This window comes from Aeromicrobium duanguangcaii (assembly GCF_024508295.1).
Classification (GTDB): domain Bacteria; phylum Actinomycetota; class Actinomycetes; order Propionibacteriales; family Nocardioidaceae; genus Aeromicrobium; species Aeromicrobium duanguangcaii.
Window position 1 is genome coordinate 120,229 of the sequence record NZ_CP101990.1, and the last position, 23,058, is coordinate 143,286.

At 70.7% G+C, this 23,058-nt stretch carries 21 protein-coding genes, 1 tRNA gene and 1 other RNA gene; 10 read left to right on the forward strand and 13 right to left on the reverse strand.

Annotated elements, in window-relative coordinates; genetic code table 11:
• Nucleotides 1–3: 3 nt before the first annotated feature.
• The 3 genes from NP095_RS00610 to NP095_RS00620 form a co-directional block, all read right to left on the reverse strand.
• Nucleotides 4–2,214, reverse strand: coding sequence for a hypothetical protein (locus tag NP095_RS00610; protein WP_232418168.1), 2,211 nt, complete (start codon nt 2,212–2,214; stop codon nt 4–6).
• Between the two features lie 147 nt (nt 2,215–2,361).
• Nucleotides 2,362–2,958, reverse strand: a complete 597-nt coding sequence (locus tag NP095_RS00615; RefSeq protein ID WP_232418167.1) for an HAD family hydrolase — start codon at nt 2,956–2,958, stop codon at nt 2,362–2,364.
• The gene (locus NP095_RS00620; protein ID WP_232418166.1) at nt 2,955–3,932 is read right to left on the reverse strand and encodes an alpha/beta hydrolase; all 978 of its coding nucleotides are present in this window, start codon (nt 3,930–3,932) and stop codon (nt 2,955–2,957) included. The genes NP095_RS00615 and NP095_RS00620 overlap by 4 nt, the downstream gene beginning before the upstream one ends.
• Nucleotides 3,933–4,081: 149 nt before the next feature.
• Here NP095_RS00620 and NP095_RS00625 point away from each other — a divergent pair, with 149 nt between their 5' ends.
• The 4 genes from NP095_RS00625 to NP095_RS00640 all read left to right on the forward strand — a co-directional run bounded on the left by NP095_RS00625 (nt 4,082) and on the right by NP095_RS00640 (nt 8,832).
• Entirely contained in the window at nt 4,082–5,155 is a 1,074-nt protein-coding gene (locus tag NP095_RS00625; protein WP_232418165.1) for a glycoside hydrolase family protein, read from the forward strand.
• Between the two features lie 114 nt (nt 5,156–5,269).
• Nucleotides 5,270–6,544, forward strand: a complete 1,275-nt coding sequence (locus tag NP095_RS00630) for a threonine/serine exporter family protein (protein WP_232418164.1) — start codon at nt 5,270–5,272, stop codon at nt 6,542–6,544.
• A gap of 70 nt (nt 6,545–6,614) precedes the next feature.
• Nucleotides 6,615–7,730, forward strand: coding sequence for an acyl-CoA dehydrogenase family protein (locus NP095_RS00635; RefSeq protein WP_232418163.1), 1,116 nt, complete (start codon nt 6,615–6,617; stop codon nt 7,728–7,730).
• Nucleotide 7,731: 1 nt separating this feature from the next.
• Entirely contained in the window at nt 7,732–8,832 is a 1,101-nt protein-coding gene (locus NP095_RS00640; RefSeq protein ID WP_232418162.1) for an acyl-CoA dehydrogenase family protein, read from the forward strand.
• A gap of 71 nt (nt 8,833–8,903) precedes the next feature.
• Here NP095_RS00640 and NP095_RS00645 read toward each other — a convergent pair whose 3' ends face one another.
• From NP095_RS00645 to NP095_RS00670, 6 genes are all read right to left on the reverse strand, one after another.
• Nucleotides 8,904–9,953 (reverse strand): lipoate--protein ligase family protein, encoded by a 1,050-nt coding sequence (locus NP095_RS00645; protein ID WP_232418161.1) that lies wholly within the window; start codon nt 9,951–9,953, stop codon nt 8,904–8,906.
• 64 nt (nt 9,954–10,017) lie between these two features.
• Entirely contained in the window at nt 10,018–10,338 is a 321-nt protein-coding gene (locus NP095_RS00650; protein ID WP_232418160.1) for a DUF6458 family protein, read from the reverse strand.
• Nucleotides 10,339–10,431: 93 nt separating this feature from the next.
• Nucleotides 10,432–11,241, reverse strand: a complete 810-nt coding sequence (locus NP095_RS00655) for a DUF6308 family protein (RefSeq protein WP_256766102.1) — start codon at nt 11,239–11,241, stop codon at nt 10,432–10,434.
• A gap of 14 nt (nt 11,242–11,255) precedes the next feature.
• Nucleotides 11,256–11,343 (reverse strand) — tRNA-Ser (locus NP095_RS00660).
• A gap of 53 nt (nt 11,344–11,396) precedes the next feature.
• The gene (locus NP095_RS00665) at nt 11,397–13,946 is read right to left on the reverse strand and encodes a DUF4153 domain-containing protein (protein ID WP_232418158.1); all 2,550 of its coding nucleotides are present in this window, start codon (nt 13,944–13,946) and stop codon (nt 11,397–11,399) included.
• Nucleotides 13,943–14,635: a response regulator transcription factor gene (locus NP095_RS00670; RefSeq protein ID WP_232418157.1), complete on the reverse strand. Its 693-nt coding sequence runs from the start codon at nt 14,633–14,635 to the stop codon at nt 13,943–13,945. The genes NP095_RS00665 and NP095_RS00670 overlap by 4 nt, the downstream gene beginning before the upstream one ends.
• Nucleotides 14,636–14,759: 124 nt before the next feature.
• Here NP095_RS00670 and ffs point away from each other — a divergent pair.
• An RNA gene (gene ffs, locus NP095_RS00675) (signal recognition particle sRNA small type) lies at nt 14,760–14,856 on the forward strand.
• 3 nt (nt 14,857–14,859) lie between these two features.
• Here the strand turns inward: ffs and NP095_RS00680 are convergent.
• Nucleotides 14,860–15,618 (reverse strand): M14 family zinc carboxypeptidase, encoded by a 759-nt coding sequence (locus tag NP095_RS00680; RefSeq protein ID WP_232418156.1) that lies wholly within the window; start codon nt 15,616–15,618, stop codon nt 14,860–14,862.
• A gap of 10 nt (nt 15,619–15,628) precedes the next feature.
• A complete protein-coding gene (locus NP095_RS00685; protein ID WP_232418155.1) occupies nt 15,629–17,356 on the reverse strand; it encodes a helicase HerA-like domain-containing protein in 1,728 nt (575 codons plus the stop codon).
• 111 nt (nt 17,357–17,467) lie between these two features.
• Here NP095_RS00685 and NP095_RS00690 point away from each other — a divergent pair, with 111 nt between their 5' ends.
• Both NP095_RS00690 and NP095_RS00695 read left to right on the forward strand, forming a co-directional pair.
• Nucleotides 17,468–17,770 carry a type II toxin-antitoxin system VapB family antitoxin gene (locus NP095_RS00690; RefSeq protein WP_232418154.1) on the forward strand — a complete coding sequence of 101 codons (303 nt, stop codon included), beginning with the start codon at nt 17,468–17,470 and terminating at the stop codon, nt 17,768–17,770.
• Nucleotides 17,767–18,282 (forward strand): LytR C-terminal domain-containing protein, encoded by a 516-nt coding sequence (locus tag NP095_RS00695; protein WP_232418153.1) that lies wholly within the window; start codon nt 17,767–17,769, stop codon nt 18,280–18,282. The genes NP095_RS00690 and NP095_RS00695 overlap by 4 nt, the downstream gene beginning before the upstream one ends.
• Nucleotide 18,283: 1 nt before the next feature.
• Here the strand turns inward: NP095_RS00695 and NP095_RS00700 are convergent, their stop codons facing one another.
• A complete protein-coding gene (locus NP095_RS00700; protein ID WP_232418152.1) occupies nt 18,284–19,789 on the reverse strand; it encodes a potassium/proton antiporter in 1,506 nt (501 codons plus the stop codon).
• Between the two features lie 33 nt (nt 19,790–19,822).
• Complete coding sequence (gene aroQ, locus NP095_RS00705) at nt 19,823–20,269, reverse strand: type II 3-dehydroquinate dehydratase (RefSeq protein WP_232418151.1); 447 nt, start codon at nt 20,267–20,269, stop codon at nt 19,823–19,825.
• A 66-nt stretch (nt 20,270–20,335) separates the two neighbouring features.
• On the opposite strand from aroQ, the gene NP095_RS00710 reads away from it, so the two are divergent.
• The 3 genes from NP095_RS00710 to NP095_RS00720 all read left to right on the forward strand — a co-directional run bounded on the left by NP095_RS00710 (nt 20,336) and on the right by NP095_RS00720 (nt 23,041).
• Nucleotides 20,336–20,863: a flavodoxin domain-containing protein gene (locus tag NP095_RS00710; protein WP_232418150.1), complete on the forward strand. Its 528-nt coding sequence runs from the start codon at nt 20,336–20,338 to the stop codon at nt 20,861–20,863.
• Nucleotides 20,864–20,867: 4 nt separating this feature from the next.
• Nucleotides 20,868–21,740 (forward strand): LLM class F420-dependent oxidoreductase, encoded by an 873-nt coding sequence (locus NP095_RS00715; RefSeq protein ID WP_232418149.1) that lies wholly within the window; start codon nt 20,868–20,870, stop codon nt 21,738–21,740.
• Nucleotides 21,741–21,802: 62 nt separating this feature from the next.
• Nucleotides 21,803–23,041: a hypothetical protein gene (locus tag NP095_RS00720; RefSeq protein WP_232418148.1), complete on the forward strand. Its 1,239-nt coding sequence runs from the start codon at nt 21,803–21,805 to the stop codon at nt 23,039–23,041.
• The last annotated feature ends 17 nt before the right edge of the window (nt 23,042–23,058 follow it).

Here is a 23,058-nt window from a genome sequence, read left to right on the forward strand (position 1 = left end):
TGGTCAGCGTCGCTGTGCGCGACGCACGACCGCTGCGCCAGCGAGCACCAGACCGAGCGCCGCCGCCAGCCACCACGGGGAGGTCGCGGAGCCCGTGTCGGCCAGTGCAGCCGTGGCCTTCTCGTCATTCTGGCGGCCCGTGGACCCCGCGTCGGCGGGCTCGGCGTCGGTGGACTCGGCGTCGGTGGGCGTGGCCGCCGCCGGCGTGACCTCGACGCGCAACGTGGCGGTCGTGCCGTTGGCGTGCGTCGCGGTGACGATGTGCGGCGAAGCGTGCGGGAACGTGATCCGGTTGCCGTCGATGACGTCGCTGGCGACCGAGCTGGTGAAGGTCACGTCGTCGGTCACGTCGCCGGTGTCGAAGCCGCGGGCGTCCGTGCTCGAGACGCTCATCGTGATCGTCTCGCCCTGCTTGGCCTGGCCGGCGAAGTCGAGGTCCATCGATGCGACGGGGCCTGCCGTGACGGTGACCTCGAGCGTGGCGGTGTAGTCGCGGCCGGCGGCCTCGGTGGTGGCCGTGATCGTGGCCGACCCCGGGCGCGCGCCCGTGAGGTGCCAGCCGTCGGCGTCGTGGGCGAGGTCCAGGTCGGCCGGGACGCTGAGGTCCCAGTCGGAGGGGTCGACCGTCACGGGATCGCCGTGGCCGTCGACGAGTCCCAGGTCGAGGTCGACCGGGTCGTTGCCGGCGATCAGGCGAACGGAGCCGGCGGGATCGAAGGACGCGACTCCCTCGTCCCAGTCGGCATCCAGTGCGATCGTGACGGGCTCGCCGTCGGTGCTCGAGCCCGGCAGGGTCGTGGTGGCGCCGATGGGATCTCCCCCATGGCTCCAGCCGGCGAAGACGTCGACGCCGCGTCGGGCCGGGGCAGCCGGCAGCGCGCCGAATCCGGCCTCGATGCTCGGCGCGTAGACGGTGACGGTTCCGGTGGACGCGACGACCGTGTAGTGGTGGCCGGAGATGAGGACCTCGGGGGCCACGGAGGTGGGAGCGATGACGCCGGCGTTGTGGACCACGTTGGGGTTGAGTTGGGCGTCGCCGATGAGCCGCGGTCCGGCGGCCTCGTTCGTGGTGGAGCCGACGAGTCGACCCGTTGCCCCGACCGAGAAGGTCGACATCGAGGTGTCGAGCGTGCCGGTGACGCGGGCGGTGCCGTTGATGCTGACCGTCCCGCGCCCCGCGCCGTGCTCGCCGCCGCCGATGGCGCTGCCGGTGTCACTGTCGGCGGTGACCTGTGCGCCGGCGCCGATGCTGATGGAGCCGCCCGTGTCGCTCGAGATGGACGTGCCGATGCCGGCGCCCCCGCCGTGGCCCGCGGCAGTGACCGATCCGCCCGTGATGGCGATCGACTCGAAGGGGCGGTTGTAGCCGCTGCCGATGCCGGCTCCACCGTCGCCGCCGTCCGCGGTGACGGTGCCGCCGTTGATCGTGATGACCTGCCCGAAGCCCCAGCCGGCGGCGCCGATGCCAGCCGAGTAGTAACCGCCCTGGGCGGTGACGGTGCCGCCGTTGATCGTGATGATCCCGCTGTTGCCGCCGTCGTTCCCCCATTCACCGCCACCGCCGATGCCGGCGGCGTACCTCGCACCGGTGGCGCTGATGGTGCCGCCGTTGATCGTGAGGCGGGCGTCGGTGACCTGGATCCCGGCCTCGAAGATCGAGGAGCTCGCAGCGGTGAGTGTGCCGCCGGTCGCGGAGTCGTCGATCGTGAGGTGCCGGTCCGCGGAGACGACGATGCTCGGGACGACGAGCGCGTGGCCGGCCAGGTCGAGGGTGAGGTCGCAGCCCGTCGTCGCCGCCGTCGTCAGGGTGATGTCGGCGCCGAGGGTGATCACGTCACCGGATTCGCACGCGGAGAGGGCGTCGGTGAGCGCGGTGGCGGTGGTGACGGTGCTCGGTGCGGCCACTGCCTCGAGCTGCTTCGCGACGGCCTTCGGCGCGCGCGCGCGGTTCGGCTGGGCCGCCGGTGCCGCCTCCGCGGTGGGCTCCGGGGAAGGCTCCGCGGTCGGGTCCGTCGTGGGCGCCGTCGTGGCCTCGGCGGTGGGCTCTTCGGTGGCCTCGGCGGTGGGCTCTTCGGTGGGCTCGGTGGTCGGCTCGACCGTGGCCTCCGCAACGGCCTCGGTGGTGGGAGGCGCGTCGTCGGCGACGGCCGGCACGGCGGAGCCGAGCAGGAGAGCGAGGACGGCGGGAACGAGCAGGTGGCGACGCTGCAGCATCAGGACTCCGACGAGTGGAGAGTGAGGAAAGTTCTTCCCGGGCGTGGCGAGCGTATGTCACTTCAGCCCCACCCGTTGCCGTTCCGGGCGATTGTCGATCCCTACGGCGGAATCAGCGTCGCTCGGACGAAGCGCGCGCGAGATCCCTCACGGGCGGGCGAGCAAGGGGACGACGGCCGCCAGGTCGGGCGCCACGTGGTCGGCCCCGGCGGCCCGCAGCTCGTCCGCCGAGCACGGCCCCGACGGAACCCCGATGCCGGTGACGCCGGCGATGCGCGCCGCGTCCATGTCGTGCACGTGGTCGCCCACGTAGGTGTCGGCGGACTCGCGCACCAGCACCTCGGCCTTCTGCTCGCGCCAGGCGTCGCCGATCACGGCGTCGTACGGCAGGCCGAGGTGGTCGAGGTGCAGCGCGGCGTTGTCGCCGGCCTTGGCGGTGATGACGACCGCGCGTCCCAGCTCGCGGGCGGCCGTGAGCACCTCGGCGGCACCGGGCATCGCGAGGACCCGGGGGATCGCGATCTCGGGGTACATGGCGCGGTACCGGGTGAACATCTCGGGCACGGCCTCGGCCGGGAACCAGTGCTCCAGCTCCCAGGTCAGCGGAGGACCGAGCCGCGACACCGCCAGCTCGGCGTCGATGAACACGCCCGTCTGACGCGACAGCTCCTCGTACACGGCGCGGATCCCCGGACGCGAGTCGATCAGCGTCATGTCCAGGTCGAACCCGATCGTGCGCGTCACGGGATCCAGCGGTCGAGCCACTCCGCGGTCAGGCGATACGCCTCGGCTCGGGGCTCGTCGTTCGAGAGGTAGACGTCGTGGCGCGCGCCGTGGACCGGCAGGGACGTGACCGCGTCGCCGAGGCACCCGGACCAGCGCACGATCTGCCGCACGTCGAGCACGGCGTCGGAGGTGTCGGTCTTGGCGTGGTGGCTGCGGCTGAACCACGTGCGGTGCGACCGCAGCACGAGCGACGGGACGCCGATGTCCAGGCCGCGGTGCAGCTGGGCGTGACCGCGCCGCACGGCTCCCATCCAGCCGTACGTCACCGGGAAGCCCTCCAGCGGCTTCCACGCGATGTCGTAGTCCCACTGGCCGCCGCGGGACGAGTGCAGGCTCGCTCCGTAGGAGTCGGTGAAGGGCAGCTTCATCCGGTCGAGGGGCCGAGCCTTCGCCACGCCGCGGACGACGGTCGTGCCCACCGTGCGCATCCACGCCGGCCCCTGCAGGTCGAACCACGGGCTGTTGAGCACGATCCCGGCGATGCCGCGGGCGCGCGTGCCGCCGGGCAGCAGGTTCATCCGATCGAGCCACAGGGGCAGGACCAGGCCGCCGGTCGAGTGCGCCGAGAGCACGATCGGCACGTCCGGCACCTCGGAGCGGACGATGCGCAGGGCCTCGTCGAGCTCGGCGTCGTAGAAGGCCAGGTCCGACACGAAGTGGGGCGTCTGGCCCTGGTCCAGCGAGCGGCCGCACTTGCGCAGGTCGAGTGAGTAGAAGGCGTAGCCGCGATCGGCGTAGAACTCGGCCAGCTCGGTCTGGAAGAAGTAGTCCGAGAACCCGTGGACGTAGATGACGGCGGCCCGCGGCTCGCCCTCGAAGCGTCGGCGGACCAGCGTGGCGCGGATGGCGCCCTCACCGTCGGGGTCGGTGCCCAGGTCCAGCGTCAGCTGCTCGTACGGGTCCTGGAGGATGTCCTCGGTCCAGCCGGTCATGGTGCTCCTTGCGACGTCCGTTGGCGCCCCCAGCGTAGGCCGGGAACGGCGCGTCCACGCACTGGTCCTCATAATCACTCGAACGGACGCAGCCCGTGATTAGACTCCGAATCGACCGGCCCGCCGGTCCCTGCATTCGGGAGAAAGCCATGAATCGTCCGTACCGGCGCCTCGTCCTCGCCGCCGTCTCCGCCGTGGCCGTCCTCGGGGCCGGAGCGCTCACCGCCCCCGCCGCCCAGGCGGCCGGTCCGGACGCCCCGATCCTCACGAAGTGGGCCAATCCGGGCGTGGCCAAGCTGCCGTCGGGCGGCTACGTCATGACCCACACGACCTCGTGGAACAAGCCGGGCGCCTTCGCCACGGCTCCGCAGCCGAACGGTCCGTGGAAGCGAACCAGCACGACGCTGCTGACCGGCACGCCCGCGTGGGCGAAGTCGGCCAAGCAGAAGCGCACGGTGTGGGCGCCGTCGATCATCCGGGGCACCAACGGCCGGTGGGTGGTCTTCTACTCCGCGCTGGTCCCCGGCCGCGGCTCGCAGCGCTGCATCGGCACGGGCACCTCGACGCGTCTGACCGGGCCGTTCGTCCCCGACGCGCGCCCGCTCTCCTGCTTCAAGGGCAGCGGCACCAAGGCGAAGGACTTCATCGCGAACGAGGGCACGACGAGCCTGATCGACGCCACTCCCGCCGTGGTGAACGGCCAGACCGTGCTGACCTACAAGACGTCGCACGGGTACACCAAGAAGGGCAAGAAGTACTGGCACACGACGATCCGGATGGTGGCGCTGAACCCGGCCCGGCCGAACCAGGTCATCGCCAATCCGGTCAACCGGAACGGACGCAGCGTCCAACTGACCAGCAAGCGCCACCGGTACATCGAGGAGAACCCCTCCCTGATCCACCGCGGTGGCAAGTACGTGCTGTTCACGTCCTGGGGCTGGTACGGCACGCACGACCGGTACTGGACGCAGTCGCGCACCAACCGGAGCCTGTGGAGCGGCTGGCCCACGACCGCCCGCCGGGTGACCTTCCCGGCGGGCACGAACACGTGGGGTCAGGGCAACGGCCAGGCGATCGCCACCTCGCCGGGCACGTGGGCGCTGTTCTGGAACGGCCAGGAGCCCGGGTTCAAGCGTGGGCAGGGGCCCAAGCACCTCTACGTGGGCAAGCTGGGCTGGAAGAACGGGCATCCGGTCGTCAGCAAGGTGCTGAAACGGCGGTGATCCCGGCGCGCTGAGCGTCCGCGACGGCGGGCAGGGCTGAGGCCCTGTCCGCCGTTCTGCGTCGTCCGACATGGTGGACCCATGAGTAGTTCGGCACCTCAGACGCTGAGGATCATGGACTTCGCCCTCCGGGTGGGCGAGATGCTGCTGTCCAACGGCGCCGGAACGGCCGACGTGTCGGCCACGATGTCGTCGATCTGCCACCACCTCGGACTGCGCGGCACCTACGTCGACGTCACCCACATCATGCTGACGATGGTCCACGACCAGGAGCTCGACGAGCCGCCGCTGCTGCTGCGTCGCAACGTCGTCCGCCGCGAGACCGACTTCGAGGACGTCACCGCCGTCGACCGGCTGGTCGCCGAGCTGCTCGCGAACGAGATCGATCTCGACGAGGCGCGGTCGCGCCTCTCGGCGATCGCCACCAGTGGTCACGCGCGACCTCGCGCGGTCGTGATCGGGTCCTCGGGCCTGGTCGGTGCCGGCGTGGCGCTGATGCTCGGCGGCGGGTTGTTCGTCAGTCTCACCGCTTTCGTCGCGGCGGTCGCCATCGAGCTGCTCCGGCGTCCGCTGGAGGTGCGCCGCCTGCCCGACTTCTACATCCAGGTCGTCGGTGGGCTCTGTGCCTCGCTGATCGCCGTGTCGGCCGCGGCGCTCTCGCTGCCCGCGCCGCCGTCGTTGGTCATCGCGGCCAACATCGTCGTGCTGCTGGCCGGGCTGGGCCTCATGGGCGCGATCCAGGACGCGCTGACGGGCTACCACCTCACGGCCGTGGCGCGGCTGCTCGAGGTCCTGCTGGCCACCGCCGGCATCGTGGCGGGCGTCAGTGGCGGCCTGATGGTGGGCCGGATGCTCGGCGTCGACCTCGGCTCGGGGACGATCTGGCCCGACCTGTCACACCTGCCGTACGTGACCATCGGCGCGGGCATCGCCGCCGCCGGTTTCGCGGTGGCGTCGTACGCCCCGTGGTCGTCGGTGCCCGCGATCGCCGTGATCGGAGCGGCCGCCGGCGCCCTGGCGTCGGCCCTCGTGCAGAACGGGCTCGACCGGCCCTGGGGCGCGGCGATCGCGGCCTTCGTCATCGGTGTGGTCAGCTACCCGGCGTCGCGCTGGCTGCGGGTGCCGGCCTTGGTCATGGTCGTCCCGGCGATCGTGCCGCTGCTGCCCGGTCTGACGATCTATCGCTCGCTGGCCCAGTTGGCCGAGGAGAACCTCTCGGGCATCTCCTCGGGCATCACCGCCACGGCCGTCGCGGTCGCGCTGGCGGCGGGCGTGATCCTGGGTGAGTACGCCGCCCAGCCGCTCGGGCGCGAGACCCGCCGGCTCGAGCGCCGGCTCTCCGGACCGCGGCTCGTGGGCCCGTTCCGCGCCAAGTCGAAACGGAAGTGACTCGCTGGTGTCAACGGGAGTTGCACAGTATTCTCACCGGTAAGCAAGCGCTTAGTGCGAAGGGGCACTCATGAGACTTCAGTTGTCAGCCGAGGACCAGGCATTCCGCGAGGAGATGCGTGAGTTCTTCACCACCCAGGTTCCGCAGGACATCCGCGACACGATGATCAACCACGGTGAGATCACCCGTGACCAGATCGTCCGGTCGCAGCAGGCCCTCAACGCCGCAGGGCTCGCCGTTCCGGGTTGGCCGGTCGAGTGGGGCGGCAAGGACTGGACCCAGCTCCAGCGCCACATCTGGCACGAGGAGATGCAGCTGGCCGGCGTCATCCCGCCGTTGGCGTTCAACGCCTCCATGGTCGGCCCCGTCATCGCGACCTTCGGCTCGCAGGAGATCAAGGAGCGGTTCCTCCCGGCGACCGCCAACCTCGACATCTGGTGGAGCCAGGGCTTCTCCGAGCCCGACGCCGGCTCCGACCTCGCCAGCCTGCGCACCACCGCCGTGCGCGACGGCGACCACTACGTCGTCAACGGCCAGAAGACGTGGACCACGCTCGGCCAGTACGGCGACTGGATCTTCTGCCTCGTCCGCACCGATCCCGATGCGCCCAAGAAGCAGATGGGCATCAGCTTCCTGCTGATCGACATGAAGACCGAGGGCCTCACCGTCCGCCCGATCGAGCTGATCGACGGCGGCCACGAGGTCAACGAGGTCTTCTTCGACAACGTGCGCGTCCCGGTCGAGAACCTGGTCGGCGAGGAGAACAAGGGCTGGACGTACGCCAAGTTCCTGCTCGGCAACGAGCGCGTCGGCATCGCCCAGGTCGGCGCCAGCCAGCGCAATCTGGCCACGGCCAAGGACAAGGCCAAGCAGATGGGCGTCTTCGACCAGTACAAGTCGCGGATCGTCGATCTGGAGAACCAGCTGAACGCGCTCGAGCTGACCGCCCTGCGCGTGGCCGCCGGCTCGTCCGGCGACAAGCCGCACCCGGCGTCGAGCGTCCTGAAGATCAAGGGCTCGCAGCTGACGCAGGCCGTCTCGGATCTCTTCGTCGACCTCGAGGGCCCGGCGGCCATCACGAGTCGTGAGACCCGCATCTTCCTCAACAACCGCAAGGTGTCGATCTACGGCGGATCCAACGAGATCCAGCGCCAGATCATCGCCGGCACGATCCTGGGACTGTGACATGGACTTCACCATCGATTCGGAGCAGAAGGCTCTCGTCAAGGCCGTCCGCGGTCTGATCACCAACGTCTACGAGTCCTCCGAGGCGCGCCGCGAGGCCACCGCGACGGACCCGGGCTTCACCGCGTGGGAGAAGCTCGCCGAGATGGGCGTGCTGAGCCTGCCGTTCGAGGCCACCCCCGTCGAGGTCTCGCTGGCCGCCGAGGAGCTGGGCAAGGTCATCGCGCCCGAGCCGTTCGTCGAGGCGATCGTCCTGGCCGGCGGCCTCATCGACGCGCTGGGCACCGACGAGCAGAAGAAGCAGTACCTCGACGCCGTGGCCGGTGGCGAGATCCTGCCGATCCTGGCGTGGATGGAGCCCGGTCGCCGCTGGTCGGCCGACGCGTCCGCGGTGACGTTCGCCGACGGCGTGCTCAACGGCGTCAAGGCCCCGGTCGTCCAGGCCGAGCGCGCCGATCTGCTGCTCGTCACCGCCGCGCTGCCCGAGGGCGGCACGGGCGTGTTCCTGGTCGAGGGCGCCACGGCGGTCGAGACCACGATCACCAACGACGGCGGTCGCGCGGCCACCGTGACGTTCGGCGACACCCCCGCGGTGCAGCTGGGCGAGGGCGGCGACCAGACCGCCGCGATCGAGATCGCGCTGAACCGCGCTCGCATCGCCTACGCGCACGAGGCCCTCGGCGCGATGGAGACGGCGCTGACCACGACGGTCGGCTACCTCAAGACGCGCAAGCAGTTCGGCGTCACGCTGAACACGTTCCAGGCGCTGAACCACCGCGCCGCCGACATGTACGTGGCGCTCGAGCTGGCCCGCAGCACCATCATGTGGGCCACGATCGTCGCGGCCGACGAGGACACGACGCCCGAGCAGCTGGCCACCGCGGCCTCGCACTCGGCGCTGCAGGTCAGCGTCGCGGGCAGCCACATCGGCCTGGACTCGATCCAGCTGCACGGTGGCATCGGCATGACCGCCGAGTACTCGGTCGGCCACTACGCCAGCCGCCTCATCGCGATCCAGCACCTGATCGGCGACGCGGACTTCCACCGCGCGCGCCTTGCCGCCACCGTCGGCGACCACGACGTGTTCGACCCGATCGGCTGAGTCTCGGCTCCACCGCACGCAAGAACCGCCCCTGACCCTCCTCGGGTCAGGGGCGGTTCTGCGTCACGGGGTCACGGGACGCGGTGGGTCCACTCCGGCGTCGAGAACTTGGCGTCGACGAGCTCGCGCGCCTCGGCCAGCTCGGCCTCGGTGTAGTCCGACTCGTGCGTGGCGTAGCGGCGACGGAACGTCTGCAGGAACGCGTCGATGATCGCGTCGCGCGACAGGCCGGTCTGCGAGCGCATGGGGTCGACGCGCTTGTTGGCCGACCGGGTGCCCTTGTCACTCATCTTCTCGCGGCCGATCCGCAGGACCTCGGCCATCTTGTCGGCGTCGATGTCGTAGGCCATCGTGACGTGGTGCAGGACCGCGCCGGCCGCGAGCCGCTTCTGCGCCGCTCCACCGATCTTGCCCGCGTCGCTGGCGATGTCGTTGAGCGGCACGAAGTGCGCCTTCACGCCCACCTCGGCCAGCGCCTCGATCACCCAGTCGTCCAGGAACGAGTACGAGCGCTCGAAGCTCAGGCCCTCGACGAGCGAGTTCGGGACCACGAGCGAGTAGGTGATGGTGTTGCCCGGCTCCATGAACATCGCCCCGCCGCCGGACACGCGCCGCACGACGTTGATGCCGTGCTTGGCCGCACCCTCGGGATCGATCTCGTTGGCATAGCTCTGGAACGAGCCGATGACGACCAGCGGGCTGTCCCAGTCCCAGAACCGGAACGTCGGGGGACGGGTGCCCTCGGCGACCTCGCGGCCGATGACCTCGTCGAGCGCCACGTGCATCGCCGGGTCCATCGTGACCGGGCCGATGACGTCGAAGGTGTGGTCGTGCCAGCCGGTGGCCTTGCCCAGGGCGCGCCGCACGGCGATGCCGACGGCCTCGGGGGTGAACCCGATGAAGGCGGTGTGGGAGTCCACCGCGCCCTCGATGGCGGACGTGAGCTGTTCGACGGAGGCGTCCACGGACAGCCCCGTCAGGGCCGCATTGATGTCGAGGAGCGCCTCTTCGGGCTCGAGGAAGAAGTCCCCCGAGACGCTGACGTCGCTCAATCGGTCGTTGTGTACTTCCAGGTCGACCGCGACGAGCTTGCCGCCGGGGACCTTGTATTCACCACGCATGTTCGCGTCAACGCCCGCCGGACGCAGATGCTTCCGGCGGGCGTGGAGGCGCGGTGGTGACGGGTCAGCGTGCAGGCGGGAGGTCGTCGCGCCCGCCGTCGCGGACGCCGCGGTCGCGCTGCGAGTTGACGATGAGCGTGAGCACGATGCCCAGCGCGCCGGCGGCCATCAGGATGTAGCCGATCATGGTGAGGTCGATGCCGGAGATGGTGTCCTGCACCGCGAACGCGAGGATCGCGCCGATGGCGATGAGAGCAATGGAGCCACCGAAGTACATGTCAGGGTCCCTTCCCTTGGGGACGGTCCGCGCGAGTGCGCAGGCCGTTTTGTCTCGGACGACGGTCGCACGGATCGGCGAAGTCCGCATCTGCTGGCGGCTGGACACGGCGCGAAACTGGTACCGGTACCCGGAGAGCCTCTCGGAACAGCTGAAGGGAGCGGGTCGGAAAACCGGGGGGGGGGGCATGCGGCCGTGATGTCAGCTCTGTGTCCACGTCAGCATGTCGAGCAGCCGCAGGTCCGACAGTTGCTCGACTGTCTCCGCGTGATCGGGGTGGGTCGTGGCCACGTGCGTCCGGAGGGCCGCGAGCCCGGCGGTACTGGCCACGAGGTCACGGCGGATGGCTTCCCAGAAGATGCGCTTCACGGGACCGAGGTCAGGGCGAGCTGCCACTGACTCCCGCGCCGAGACGGCCGCAGCGGACCGATACAAACCCATGAGTCTGCTGTCGAGGATCGGGTACATTCGCGGCCGCATCAGGAAGAGCACTTTCGAGATCTTTGCGGTGCCGACGTACTTAGGCGCGTCGTCCGCGAAGTGCCTCCATAGGCAGAGTGCCGCGTCGTAAAGACCGTCCTCGACGATGGGATCGGCGTTCCGCAGATCGGCATCGATGGGCACCAGACGCCATGGGGCTGAGGCACCCCTTCTCGTGAACCAGGCGGATTGCTCCTCGCTGATCCGGGAACTGATCTTTCGGGTCGCCTTGACCGCCGGTGGAGTGATGGTGTCGGCAAGCGTTCCGGCGAGCACGTCGTAGTGTGCGATCGTCCCGCCGTGGCGAAGCAGATAGTTCACGATGATTTCGGCGGGGTTCTGCACCGATCGACCGGCGACCGTCACGGTGTCGGCCTTTGGCGTATCCATGACCGGAACATAGCGAGGTCGGACGCTGCGGAAGAGCTGTTCGATGAAATCCTCACTTCGGCTGGGCCGGTGGGATGCAGTGTCCACTTCGCCAAGTGCCAGAACGACGAAACCGGCACCCGAGATCTGCTGCGATCTCAAGGCACCGGCTTCGGTGGCGGAGGATAGGGGATTCGAACCCCTGAGAGCTTTCACTCAACCCGCTTTCCAAGCGAGCGCACTAGGCCACTATGCGAATCCTCCGCCGGAGAGTCTACGTGGGCCGCGCTGCGCGCGGCGAATCGGCCCCGTCCCGGTCAGTCGTCGGTCTGTCCCGGGCACGGATCGTCGTACAACGCGTTGACACTCGTGGTGACGCCCAGGGCCTCCGCGCGGCTGCGACCGAGGTTCCACTCGAGCCAGTTCCCCGGCTCGGGCCGGACCGTCGTCAGCACGCAGTCGCGGTCGGCGCCGAGGCGCGACTCGAGGGTCGGCACGGCGTCGTCGGACAGCTGCGCGAGGAAGTACCAGTCGACCTTGCCGGTGGACTCGTAGCGGTCGAGGTTGTGGTCGGCGATCCACGCGTCGGGGTTGATGGCGGCGATCCCGAGCAGCAGCGCCACGCCGCTGAGCAGTCCGAACCGCGGCAGCCAGGTGCCCCGCAACCGCCAGCCCGCCGCGAGGGTGGCCAGCACCAGCAGGCCCAGCCAGCCCTCGAAGACGTCCACCAGCAGTCGCAGCTGGGTGAAGCCGTACGCCTCCTGGTAGAGCGACATCCGGTGGAGTGCCGACGCCACCACCAGCAGCGTCATCACGCACAGCAGGCCGAGGGCACCCCTCAGCCAGGCCCGGTCGGTCACCGTCTCGCGCGGGGCCTTGCGCGAGGCCGCCCAGACGACCAGCAAGGTCAGCGCCGTGGCGACCGTCAGCTGCCCGAAGCCCTGGTGCACGTACTCGGCGTAGGTCAGCCCCGTGGTCCGCTCGAAGTAGGCGCGACCGCCGAAGATGGCGGCGGCCTGCGCCACCAGGAACGCGATGAACACCGCGTCGATCACCAGCACCGGCACGAGCCACTCGAAGCGCTTCGCCACGGGGCGGCTGTCCCACCGCACGGTCTCGACCCGAGGGGGATTCAGTGCCAAGTAGGCGCCGGCCAGCGCGATGCCCGCGATGGCGACGGCCACGAACAGCCGGACCGCGAAGTCGGCCGAACCGAGGTCGGGCACCAGAGCGCCGAACCACTCGGCGAAGAGAGCGTCTGCCGACATGAACAGAGCGGCGAACACCACGACACCGAGCACCGACCACAGGACCGTGCGGAGCACGGCGATGCCGTTGCCGGTCCCGGTCAGGGTCCGCAGCGTGCGGCTCAGCCACGGCAGGCCGCGCAGACCGGCCAGGGGCCACGCCATCGCCGAGATCACGAATGCCGGCACCCGGCGTGCGCCGGTGAGGGCAACGGTCGCGAGGCCGCCGCCGGCCATCAGGCACAAGATGACGATCCACTCGGCGTCGCGGATCACCGCGACCGAGGCCAAGGCCGTGCACAGCGCCGCGCAGGCGATGGTGAACGGCTCACGGCGCCGGGGGCTCGCGAACAGCATCAGCAGCCCGGCGGCCATCAGCACCAGGAAGGTGCCCACCCCGAGGTCGTTGAACGGCAACGCGATGCCGGCCAGGACGCCCACCCCGAGCGCCCAGCCGAGCAGGCGCGGTCGTCCGGGCGTGCCGCGGTCGGGCCAGAAGCCGCCGAAGAGCGAGTCGGTCATGGACGGCAGCGGCGTCAGAGGCGGCTGCGGGGGCGGTGACGCGGGCGAGCAGGTCGAGGCCACGGGGATCTCCTTCGGGGTACCCGTCGGGACGGGGGACGGATGACGGGGGACGGTGACCAGCACGCGGGCGCCCGGGCGCCCGTCCTCGGGATCGACGAAGCCGATCGAACCGCCGTGCAGGTCGGTCACCCAGCGGGCGATGGCCAGGCCCAGGCCGGTTCCACCGCCGCCCTCGGTCTCGGCGAGCGTGCCGAAGCGCTCGAACGCACGGTCGCGCGACTCGGCCGGCACGCCCGGCCCCTCGTCGGCGACCTCGAGTCGCCAGTCGTCGTCGTCCGCCGTCGCCCGCAACGAGACGGTGCCGCCCGCAGGGGAGTGCCGCAGGGCGTTGTCGACGAGGTTCGCCACCAGCTGGCGCAGCCGGGACGCGTCGGCCTCGACGGCGAGGTCCACCGGCTCGACGGTCACGGTGATCGTGACGTCGCGGTCGTCGTAGCGGAACTCGTCGGCCGCCGACTCGAGCAGGTCCGCGACCTCGACCGGCTCGGGCTCCATGGGCGCCGCGCCCGCGTCCAGCCGCGAGAGGTCGAGCAGGTCGGACACGAGGGCCGAGAGGCGCTCGGCCTGGGCCAGGGCGCTGCGCAGGGCGGTGGGGTCGGGCTCGCTCACACCATCGGCCAGGTTCTCCAGCAGGGCGCACATCGCGGTCAGCGGGGTGCGCAGCTCGTGGCTGACGTTCGCGATGAGGTCGCGGCGCTGCCGCTCGACCTGCTCCAGCTCGGCCGCCATCGCGTTGAAGGCGCGGGCCAGATCGCCGATCTCGTCGCGGGAGGTGTCGGTGATCCGGGTGCGGTGCTCGCCGCGAGCCATCCGCGATGCCGCCACCGTCATCTGCCGCAACGGCGAGGTCATCCCCGCCGCGAGCAATTGCGTGACGGCGAGCGCGAGCGTCACCGTCACCGGGCTGGTCAGCCAGATCGGGACGTCGTTGGCCGCGCCGAACGTGGCCACGACGACCGCCACCGAGACACTGGCGGCGACCAGCAGTCCCAGCTTGAACTTGACCGACCGGATCGGGTCCAGAGGGCCGCTCATCGGTTCGCCTCGACGTCGAGCGCGTATCCGACACCGTGCACCGTGCGGATCCGGTCGGCGCCGATCTTGGCGCGCAGACCCTTGACGTGACTGTCGACCGTGCGGGTGCCCGAGGCCTCGGCCCAGCCCCACACCTCGGCCAGCAGCCGCTCGCGGGACAGGACGTCGCCGGGGGTGGCGGCGAGGCACACCAGCAGGTCGAACTCGGTGGGCGTCAGGTGGATCTCGTCCTGTGCGATCCACACCCGCCGCGCGCCCACGTCGAGCCGCAGGTCGCCCCACGTGCGCACGGGCTCGGGCGCGGCCGCCAGCTCGGCGGCGCGGTCGACACGGCGCAGCAGCGCGGCCACGCGCGCCACCAGCTCGCGCATGCGGAACGGCTTGGTCAGGTAGTCGTCCGCGCCGACCGCGAGCCCGACCAGCACGTCGGCCTCGTCGTCGCGGGCGGTGAGCATCAACACCGGGACGGGGCGCACGGCCTGGATCCGGCGACACACCTCGTGCCCGTCGAAGCCGGGCAGCATCACGTCCAGCACCACCAGGTCGGGCTCGTGCTTCTCGAACGCCGCCACCGCGCCGGGCCCGTCCCAGGCCCGCACGACCTCGTGACCGTGGGCGGTCAGCCGGTCGCTCACGGCGGCCCCGATGGTCGGCTCGTCCTCGACGAGCAGGATGCGGCGTGCGGTCATGCCCCCAACCTAGGAGGCCCGATGGGCGGGATGCGGGGACGAATCGTGAAGATCCTGTGCAGGTCTCCACGCCGCGGGTCTCCGGGGTCCGTCACGCGGCTGGAGCCCGACCCGTATATTGGTGTGCAGCCCCTCGCGTGGCGGCACATCACCCAACTCCCCCAGGGCAGGAATGCAGCAAGGGTCAGTGGTCCCTGCCGGGTACGCGAGGGGTCCTTGCGTTCCTAGGGGTGCACGCGCGCCGCACGCATGAGGCCGCGGCTGGAGCCCTTCACGAAGGCGGCGCTGGGCTTGCGGCCGTACTCGACGGTGAGCGCGGTCCCGTGCTTGCCGTGGTAACGGTTGTACCAACCGGTCAGCGTCGGCGAGGTGCCCTTGCCCTGGGCGACGCCGAAGTACTTGCGCTTGAGCTTGAGCTCCTTGGCCAGGCGCTTCTCGAAGGCGACGTCCTTGCCGGCCTTGCCGATGCCCTTCAAGGGCTGGTGCAGCGAGGTGATGTAGTCCGGCTTGTACTTCTTCAGGAACGCCATCATGGCGCGGGTCTCGCGCTCGCTGGCCTTCTTGGCGCCGCCGTACGTGCGCCCCTTCTTGCCCTTGATCCAGCCGCTCGTGGGCCAGTTGCGGTTGAGGTCGACGCCGCGCGCGTTCGTGCGGGTCTTCCTCGCGGCGCCGTCGGGGTTCATCGTGGGGATGATCCACAGCCCGGTGCCCGCCTTGGGCTTGACCCGCTTGATCGCGTGCAGCGCCGTCTTGCGTCCGGCCGGTTCGTCGCCGTGCATCTGGCCCAGGATCAGCAGGACGCGCTTGGCGTCCGGGTGGCCCCGGTAGTAGCCGACGATCTTGCGGCCCTGGTGGCTCTTGCCGATCACGATCTTCTTCGTGACGTAGCTCGGCTCGGCCGCCTGGGCCGGGACGCTCGCCAGCGCCGGTGCGAGCAGGCCGGCCGACAGGGCCAGGCCCGTCGCGGTCCGCGAAGCCCTCATGAACATCTGATCACCGCTTCTTCCTGAAGATGGCCTTGACGATCTCGCGGGCGGCCGTGCGGCTCGCCTCGCCGATCGCCCGGTCCATGGGGGACATCCGGCGCGACGTGCGGCGTCGGGTGCCCGTGCTCCTGGTTCTGGATCGGGCGAGATCCTGCTCGAGTCTCTCAGCCTCTCGCGCCGCGCGCTCGCGCTCGGCCTCCGCTGCGGCAGCCTCCGCGGCGGCGTCGGACGCCGCCTTCGTGCGCTCGCCCAGCACGCTCGCCGCGCCGTCGCTCGACGTCACGGTGGCGTACTTGGCCGTCAGCGGCGAGGCGGCCACGGCGGCCGCCATCGTCTCGGCGGGCGTCGGCTGCATCGAGCCCTGCGGCGCGCGGACCCGCGTCCACGCGACCGGCGACGGGGCGCCCTTCTCGTTCATCACGGTCACGATGGCCTCGCCGGTCGCGAGTTGCGTCAGCACCTCGCCGAGGTCGTAGTCGGAGTTCGGATAGGTCGAGACGGTGGCCTTCAGCGCCTTGGCGTCCTGAGGGGTGTGGGCGCGCAGTTGGTGCTGGATCCGCGACCCGAGCTGGGCCAGGACGTCGTCCGGCACGTCCTTCGGCGTCTGGGTGACGAAGAAGACGCCCACGCCCTTCGACCGGATCAGGCGCACGGTCTGGACCACGATCTCGAGGAAGTCCTTCGAGGCGTCCTTGAACAGCAGGTGCGCCTCGTCGAAGAAGAAGACCAGCTTCGGCCGCTCGGTGTCGCCGACCTCGGGCAGCGTCGAGAACAGCTCGCGCAGCAGGTACATCAGGAAGGTCGAGAACAGCTCGGGACGATCCTGGACGCCCGGGACCTCGAGCAGCGAGACGATCCCGGCGCCGGACTCCGAGGTCCGCAGGACGTCCGTGACGTCGAAGGCCGGCTCGCCGAAGAACACGTCCGCGCCGGAGTCGGCGAAGGTGATCAGCTCGCGCAGGATCACGCCGACCGTGGCGCTCGAGAGGCCGCCGACGGCCTTCAACTCGGGCTTCCCCTCGTCGCTGTCGAGGAACGCCAGGACGGCGCGCAGGTCCTCGAGCGTGACCAGTCGCAGCTCGGCCTTGCGGGCGTAGTGGAAGACCAGCGACAGCGACGACTCCTGGGTGGCGTTGAGCTCGAGCACCTTCGCCAGCAGGATCGGGCCGAACGCGTCGACGGTGGCCCGGATCGGCACGCCGGTGCCACGGCCGCCGAGCGAGTAGAACTCCGTCTGCGAGGCGGTCGGCTGCCAGTCCTGGCCGATGCCGCGGGTGCGCTCGAGGAGCGCGTCACTCGGCTCGCCCGGGGTGGCGATGCCCGACAGGTCGCCCTTGATGTCGACCGCGAACACCGGCACGCCGCCGGCGGCCACCTGCTCCGCGAGGACCTGGAGGGTCTTCGTCTTGCCGGTGCCGGTCGCCCCCGCGACGAGGCCGTGCCGGTTCAGCATCGCGAAGGGGATGCGCACCGGGACGTCGGCGCGGGGCTCGCCGTTCTCGACGAGGGCGCCGATCTCCAGGGCGGGACCGTCGAACGCGTAGCCCGCCCGGATGCGTGCGGCCTGCTCGCTCTCGGCGGGGTCCGCCTCGGGCGCCGACCCGGCCTCGGCGGCCTCGGCGGCGGCGGCCAGCTCGTCCGCGTGCCGCTGCGCCTCCTCGGCGGCTGCCCGGGCCGCGGCGGCCGCCTCCCTCGCTGCGGCGACGTCGTCGGCCGAGGGCTCGGTGGGGCTCATGTGCTCAGGCTAGTTGCAGTCCGGCGCCCCGACCGGGGACGAGAATCGGGCCGGACGCACCGTGGTTCGGACAGTGGTCCCGTTTTGCGGCGGGCCCCTTAGACTGACGGCGTGACCTTTCGCCGCGTGGGGGACGGGCGACCTTACCCCGATCATGGACTGACCCAGCAGGACTGGGCTGCCATCGCGCCCACCCAGGTTCGTCTCGACGACCTCACCACCACGAAGAAGACGCTCGACCTCGAGACCCTGCTCGACAGCGACTCGACCTACTTCGGTGATCTGTTCGCGCACGTCGTGGGCTGGAAGGGCGAGCTCTTCCTCGAGGACGGTCTGCACCGCGCGCTCCGGGCGGCGCTGCAGCAGCGCACCATGGTCCACGCTCGCGTCCACACGATCGGGAAGAACACGTGAACAAGGCCGCACAACGGCTGGTCGTCATGGCCGCCGCAGGGATCTTCGTCATGGGCACGATGCTGGGCATCAAGCTCTCGTTCGCCAGTCCCGAGTCCGTCGCCGACGAGCCCGCCTGCGAGATCAAGAAGGTCGCGCGAGGCGAGGTGCTCAGCAGCAACCTGGTGATGGTCCATGTGTACAACTCCAGCCGCCGCACCGGCGCGGCCAACCGCGTGAAGATCAACCTCGAGCGCAAGGGATTCCTCGGCGGCGTGGCCAAGAACAACCCCGGCAAGGTGCGGACCAAGAACGTCACGGTCCTCACCACCGACCCCGACGACCCCCGCGTCCGGCTCGTGGCCGCGCAGTTCGAGGGCAAGGTCGAGCGCGTCCCGGCCGACTTCGAGATGGAGGACGGCATCTCGATCCTCATCGGCCCGAAGTACGAGGGTCTGAAGAAGGACTCGAACACCAAGATCAAGGCGGGCCGCGACGTGTCCGTCTGCGTCCCGGCCATCACGCTGCCGTAGCTCAGTCGCTCCGGCGGGTCCGCGGATCGAGGTCCCACCCCGCTAGCCGGCCGTGGCGGGCCACCGAGCGCAGTCGTCGCTCGACTTCCTCGCGCTGGTCGCGCGTGGTGACGATGAGCAGGTCGTCGCCGACCAGGATGCGGGTCGTGCGGTGCGGCACCAGCGTCGAGTCGTCGCGGACCACCATGGTGACCGAGGCTCCGCGAGGCAGCCGCAGCTCGCCCACTTCGACCCCGGCCAGTCGCGAGGCCGAGGGCACGTGGATCTGCAGCAGGTCGGCCGAGACCCGTTCGAGGGGTGCGGCGTCGATCTCGACCTCGCGTCCCCGGTCGGTCTCCACTCCGCACCAGCGGGCCAGCCAGCCCAGCGGCCCGGCCTGGATGATCGTGTAGACGACGACCGCGACGAACGTCGTGTTGAACAGGTCGATCGAGTGCGAGACGCCGTTCGCCAGCGGGATCGTCGCCAGCACGATGGGGACCGCCCCACGGAGCCCGGCCCAGCTGATGAAGAGCTGCTCGCGCCAGCCGACGCGGAACCACGCCGCGCACGCCGCCACCGAGGCTGGCCGGGCGACGAAGGTCAGCAGCGCACCGATGCCGACGCCCACGCCGATGTGCCACGCCTCGATGTCGCTGGGATGCACGAGCAGGCCCAGCATGACGAACAGGCCGATCTGCGCCAGCCAGCCGATACCCTCGACGAACGATCGCGTGGCCGAGCGGTGGGGCAGCTCCGTGTTGCCCAGCACGACGGCCGCGACGTAGACGGCCGCGAAGCCGCTGGCGTGGATCGTCGCGGCCAGCGCGTAGGCCAGTACGGTCATGGCGAACACGACGAGCGGATAGAGACCGGCCGCGGGCAGTGCGGCTCGGCGCAGCAGCTTGGCGCCCCCGGCACCGACCAGCAGGCCGATCAACGAGCCGATGACGAGCTCGAAGACGACGAGCGCGAAGAAGCCGGCCGGGCCGTAGTGGCTGATCTCTCCGACGCTGATCGCCGTGACCAGGACGACGATCGGGGCGTCGTTGAGTCCGGACTCGGCCTCGAGAACGCCCGAGACCCGCCGCTTCAGCGGTACCGAGCGCAGCACCGAGAAGACCGCCGCGGCGTCCGTGGGGGACAGGACCGCCGCGATGAGGACGGCCAGCTCCCACTCGAGGCCGAAGATCCAGTGCGCGCCGGCGGCCACCATGAGGACGCTGAGCGAGGTGCCCAGGGTGGCCAGCAGCACGCCCAGCCCCAGGGATGGTCGCATCTGGGACCAGTTCGTGGTCAGGCCGCCCTCGGCCAGGATCAGGATCAGTGCCGACAGGCCCAGCATGAGCGCGAGGTTCGCGTCGGCGAACTGGACGCCGGCCCCGTCGTAGCCGATGAGGATCCCCAGGGCCAGGTACATCAGCAGGGACGGCAGGCCCACGCCGACCGAGAGGCGCACGGCGAGCACCGCGAGGATGAGGACCCCGGACCCCACCAGCAGGATGACGTCGAGGTCGTGGGCGCTCACCACACCCCTCTCCCTCGCATCGGTGGGGTGATCCTAACGGCCGTCGATGTGGTCGATGAGGCGTTCGGTGGCCTCGCGATAGCCCGGCACGCCCCGGCCCACGACGTGCACGACGGCGACGTCGGCCACGTACGAGTGGTGCCGGAAGGGCTCGCGGGCCATGACGTCGGAGATGTGGACCTCGGCCACCGGCAGGGCCACGCCCGACAGCGCGTCGCGCAGGACGACGGAGGTGTGGGTCAGCCCACCGGGGTTGATCACGATCCCGGTGCAGTCGTGGCGCGCCTCGTGGATGGCGTCGATCAGCACGCCCTCGTGGTTGCTCTGGATCGCCCGGATCTCGTACCCGCGTGCCGTGGCGGCCTCGGTGACGAGCGCTTCGACGTCGTCGAGCGTCTCGGTGCCGTAGACGGCCGGCTCACGGGTGCCCAGCAGGTTCAGGTTGGGCCCGTTGACGAGCAGCAGCCGGCGCGTGGTCACGCGATCAACCTACCGGGAGCAGCCGCTCTCCCCGCCGATGAACCGCGCAGGGCCTAGTCTCGAGGAGTGGACATCCTGGTGGTGCATGCCTCCAAGTACGGCTCCGCGCGCCGCTACGCCGAGTGGATCGCCGAGGCGCTGGACGCGCCCGTCGCGGCCTCCGACGAGGTCTCGCCCGCCCAGCTGGCCGAGCACGACCTCGTGGTCTTCTGTGCCGCGATCTACGGGCCGATGCTGCGTGACAGCGGCGTGCTCAAGGACGCGATGCAGATCGGCGGCTCGACCCGCTGGGTGCTCGTGACGGTGGGCCTGAGCGACCCGGACCTCTCCACGAAGCGCGACGAGCTGGTCGCCGCGAAGTTCGAGGCCTCGCTGCGGGACCGGCTCGAGGTCTTCCATCTGCGCGGCGCGATGGACCGCGACCGGCTCAACATGGTCGAGCGGTCGATGATGTCGGGCGTGCGCAAGGCGTTGACGGGGAAGCGTGCTCGCACGCCCGACGACCAGGCGATGTTGGAGGTCCTGAGCGACCCCGCGGTCGACCTCACGGACCGCGCAGCGATAGCGCCGATCGTGGAGTCGTGCCTACGCTGACGTCGTGCGATTCAGCGTTCACGTCTACAACTTCACCCTGCCCGGTGAGCCCGACACGCTCGGGCCCACCCTGGCCGAGACCGCTCGGACGGCCGAGCAGATCGGTGCCGACGCGGTCACCCTGATGGACCACTGGTTCCAGATGGAGAACGTCGGCCGATCCGAGGACCCGATGCTCGAGGGCTACACGTCGCTGGGCTTCCTGGCCGGCGTCACCGAGCGGGTCAAGCTCGGGCTGCTCGTCACCGGCGTCACCTACCGCCATCCCGGACTGCTGGCCAAGACGGTCACGACCCTCGATGTCCTGTCGGGCGGCCGGGCGATCCTGGGCCTCGGCGCCGCGTGGTACGAGCGCGAGCACCACGCGCTCGGCGTGCCGTACCCGCCGCTGGGCGAGCGCTTCGAGCGGCTCGAGGAGACGCTGCAGATCGTCCACCAGATGTGGAGCGACGACGACGGCCCGTACGAGGGCAAGCACTATCAGCTGGCCGAGACGATCTGCCAGCCTCAGCCGATCCAGAAGCCGCATCCGCCGATCATGATCGGCGGCCAGGGTGAGAAGAAGACGCTGCGCCTGGTCGCCCAGTACGGCGATGCGTGCAACCTCTTCCCGATCGGCGTCGACGGCATCAAGCACAAGCTCGAGGTGCTCGAACGCCACTGCGAGGACGTCGGTCGTGATCCCGCCGAGATCCACCGCACGATGCTGCCGCCGGGCGACCCCGTCGCCGATCCCGACGCCTTCCTGTCCCAGATGGAGCAGTACGCCGCCCTGGGCATCGAGACGGTCTCGGTCCAGCCCGAGGGCCCCGACCCGGTCCGCTGGGTCACCGAGTTCGGCGAGAAGGTCGCCCCGCGCCTGGCCGAGATCGGCTGAAACCCGGCCCGACGCGCCCGCACGCCGGTACGCTCCAGCGAATCGAGCTGGACGGGACGGACGTGACGATGCGGGTGCGTGGGGTGGGGGCCGTCGTGACGGGCCTGGTCGTCGCGGCGGTGCTGTCCGCCTGTGCACCCGTGGCGGGCGGGCTCAGCGTCGCCGACGGTCCGCCCGGCGTCGGCGCGAACCCGATCACGTGGCAGGACGTCCAGCGAGACGGCCTGGGCGGTGCCCGGCTGGTGCTGCTGGTCTCGCCCTACGACGCCAAGGCCGGGCATCCCGCTCGGCTGGGAATCGTCGACGAGGACGGCACGACGCGATTCCTCGATCTCGACGCCGATCCGGAGGCCGAGCTGGGCGGTCGTCGCGGGATCCTGTGCGCCCAGACCGCGGACGCGGCACTCAGGATCGACGGCCGTGGTGCCGAGCGACAGGCCCTTCCCGGGCCGGGCGGCTACGGACATGCGACCACGGTGCGAGCCGACGGATCGTGCGTCCGGGTGATGTCGGGCGGCGTGGCGTGGGAGCAGGACGGACGAGGCATGACGACCGGCGCATGGCCAGCGCTTCCCGAGGCGACGGCCGTGTCGGAGGACGCGGTGTGGGTGGCCACGACCGACGGTGACGAGCCCGGCACCACCGTCACCCTCCTCCGCACCGACCTCACGACCGGGCGGACCGAGACCGTCAGTCAGTGGCCGACCCTGCTGCGCCGCGAGCCGGACGGTCGGCGCCTGAGCGGCGACCTCCTCGTCAGCGAGCTGTTCCGCCACGACGGCCGGCTGCACCACCTGGTGGAGGTGAGTGCGCGCAGCGGCGATGACGAGCCCGCCACCATCCGTCCGGGCGTCAAGAGCGAGGTTCACCTCGTGTCGATCGATCCCCGGACGGGACGGCGCGAGTCCACGGCCCTCTTCGTGACTCGCGCTGGGGTGGAGGAGCCGTCGGAGGCGGGTGCCCACGTGCCCCAGGGTGCCCACGCCCTGTTCGCAGGACACCTCCACGACGGGTCGATCTTCGCCGTGGATGCCGATGGCGAGATCCTGGCGATCGATCTGGGGAGTCGGTCGGTGCGCGTCACCGGGCGACTCAGCCCTCGTGCCCGCGCCGCCAGTGACCTCGTCGCCACGTGGGCTGCCGGGTCGCTGACCGTGGTGCTGCGTGGAGAGTCCGGCAGGGTCGCGGTGGAGGACTACGACCTCGCGACCGGCCGACTGCGGAACTCCACGACGCTGAGCGGGCTCAGGGGAGTCCTGAGCACCCGGACGTTCGTCTCCAGCCTCGCCGTCGTGGGCTGAGGGGCCTGCTCCTCGGC

Excerpts from the sequence above, each read along its gene's own strand:
- NP095_RS00610 (WP_232418168.1), bottom strand. The coding sequence starts at position 2,214 with ATGCTGCAGCGTCGCCACCTGCTCGTTCCCGCCGTCCTCGCTCTCCTG.
- NP095_RS00620 (WP_232418166.1), bottom strand. The coding sequence starts at position 3,932 with ATGACCGGCTGGACCGAGGACATCCTCCAGGACCCGTACGAGCAGCTG.
- NP095_RS00625 (WP_232418165.1), top strand. The coding sequence starts at position 4,082 with ATGAATCGTCCGTACCGGCGCCTCGTCCTCGCCGCCGTCTCCGCCGTG.
- NP095_RS00630 (WP_232418164.1), top strand. The coding sequence starts at position 5,270 with ATGGACTTCGCCCTCCGGGTGGGCGAGATGCTGCTGTCCAACGGCGCC.
- NP095_RS00635 (WP_232418163.1), top strand. The coding sequence starts at position 6,615 with ATGAGACTTCAGTTGTCAGCCGAGGACCAGGCATTCCGCGAGGAGATG.
- NP095_RS00640 (WP_232418162.1), top strand. The coding sequence starts at position 7,732 with ATGGACTTCACCATCGATTCGGAGCAGAAGGCTCTCGTCAAGGCCGTC.
- NP095_RS00645 (WP_232418161.1), bottom strand. The coding sequence starts at position 9,953 with ATGCGTGGTGAATACAAGGTCCCCGGCGGCAAGCTCGTCGCGGTCGAC.
- NP095_RS00665 (WP_232418158.1), bottom strand. The coding sequence starts at position 13,946 with ATGAGCGGCCCTCTGGACCCGATCCGGTCGGTCAAGTTCAAGCTGGGA.
- NP095_RS00670 (WP_232418157.1), bottom strand. The coding sequence starts at position 14,635 with ATGACCGCACGCCGCATCCTGCTCGTCGAGGACGAGCCGACCATCGGG.
- NP095_RS00680 (WP_232418156.1), bottom strand. The coding sequence starts at position 15,618 with ATGAGGGCTTCGCGGACCGCGACGGGCCTGGCCCTGTCGGCCGGCCTG.
- NP095_RS00685 (WP_232418155.1), bottom strand. The coding sequence starts at position 17,356 with ATGAGCCCCACCGAGCCCTCGGCCGACGACGTCGCCGCAGCGAGGGAG.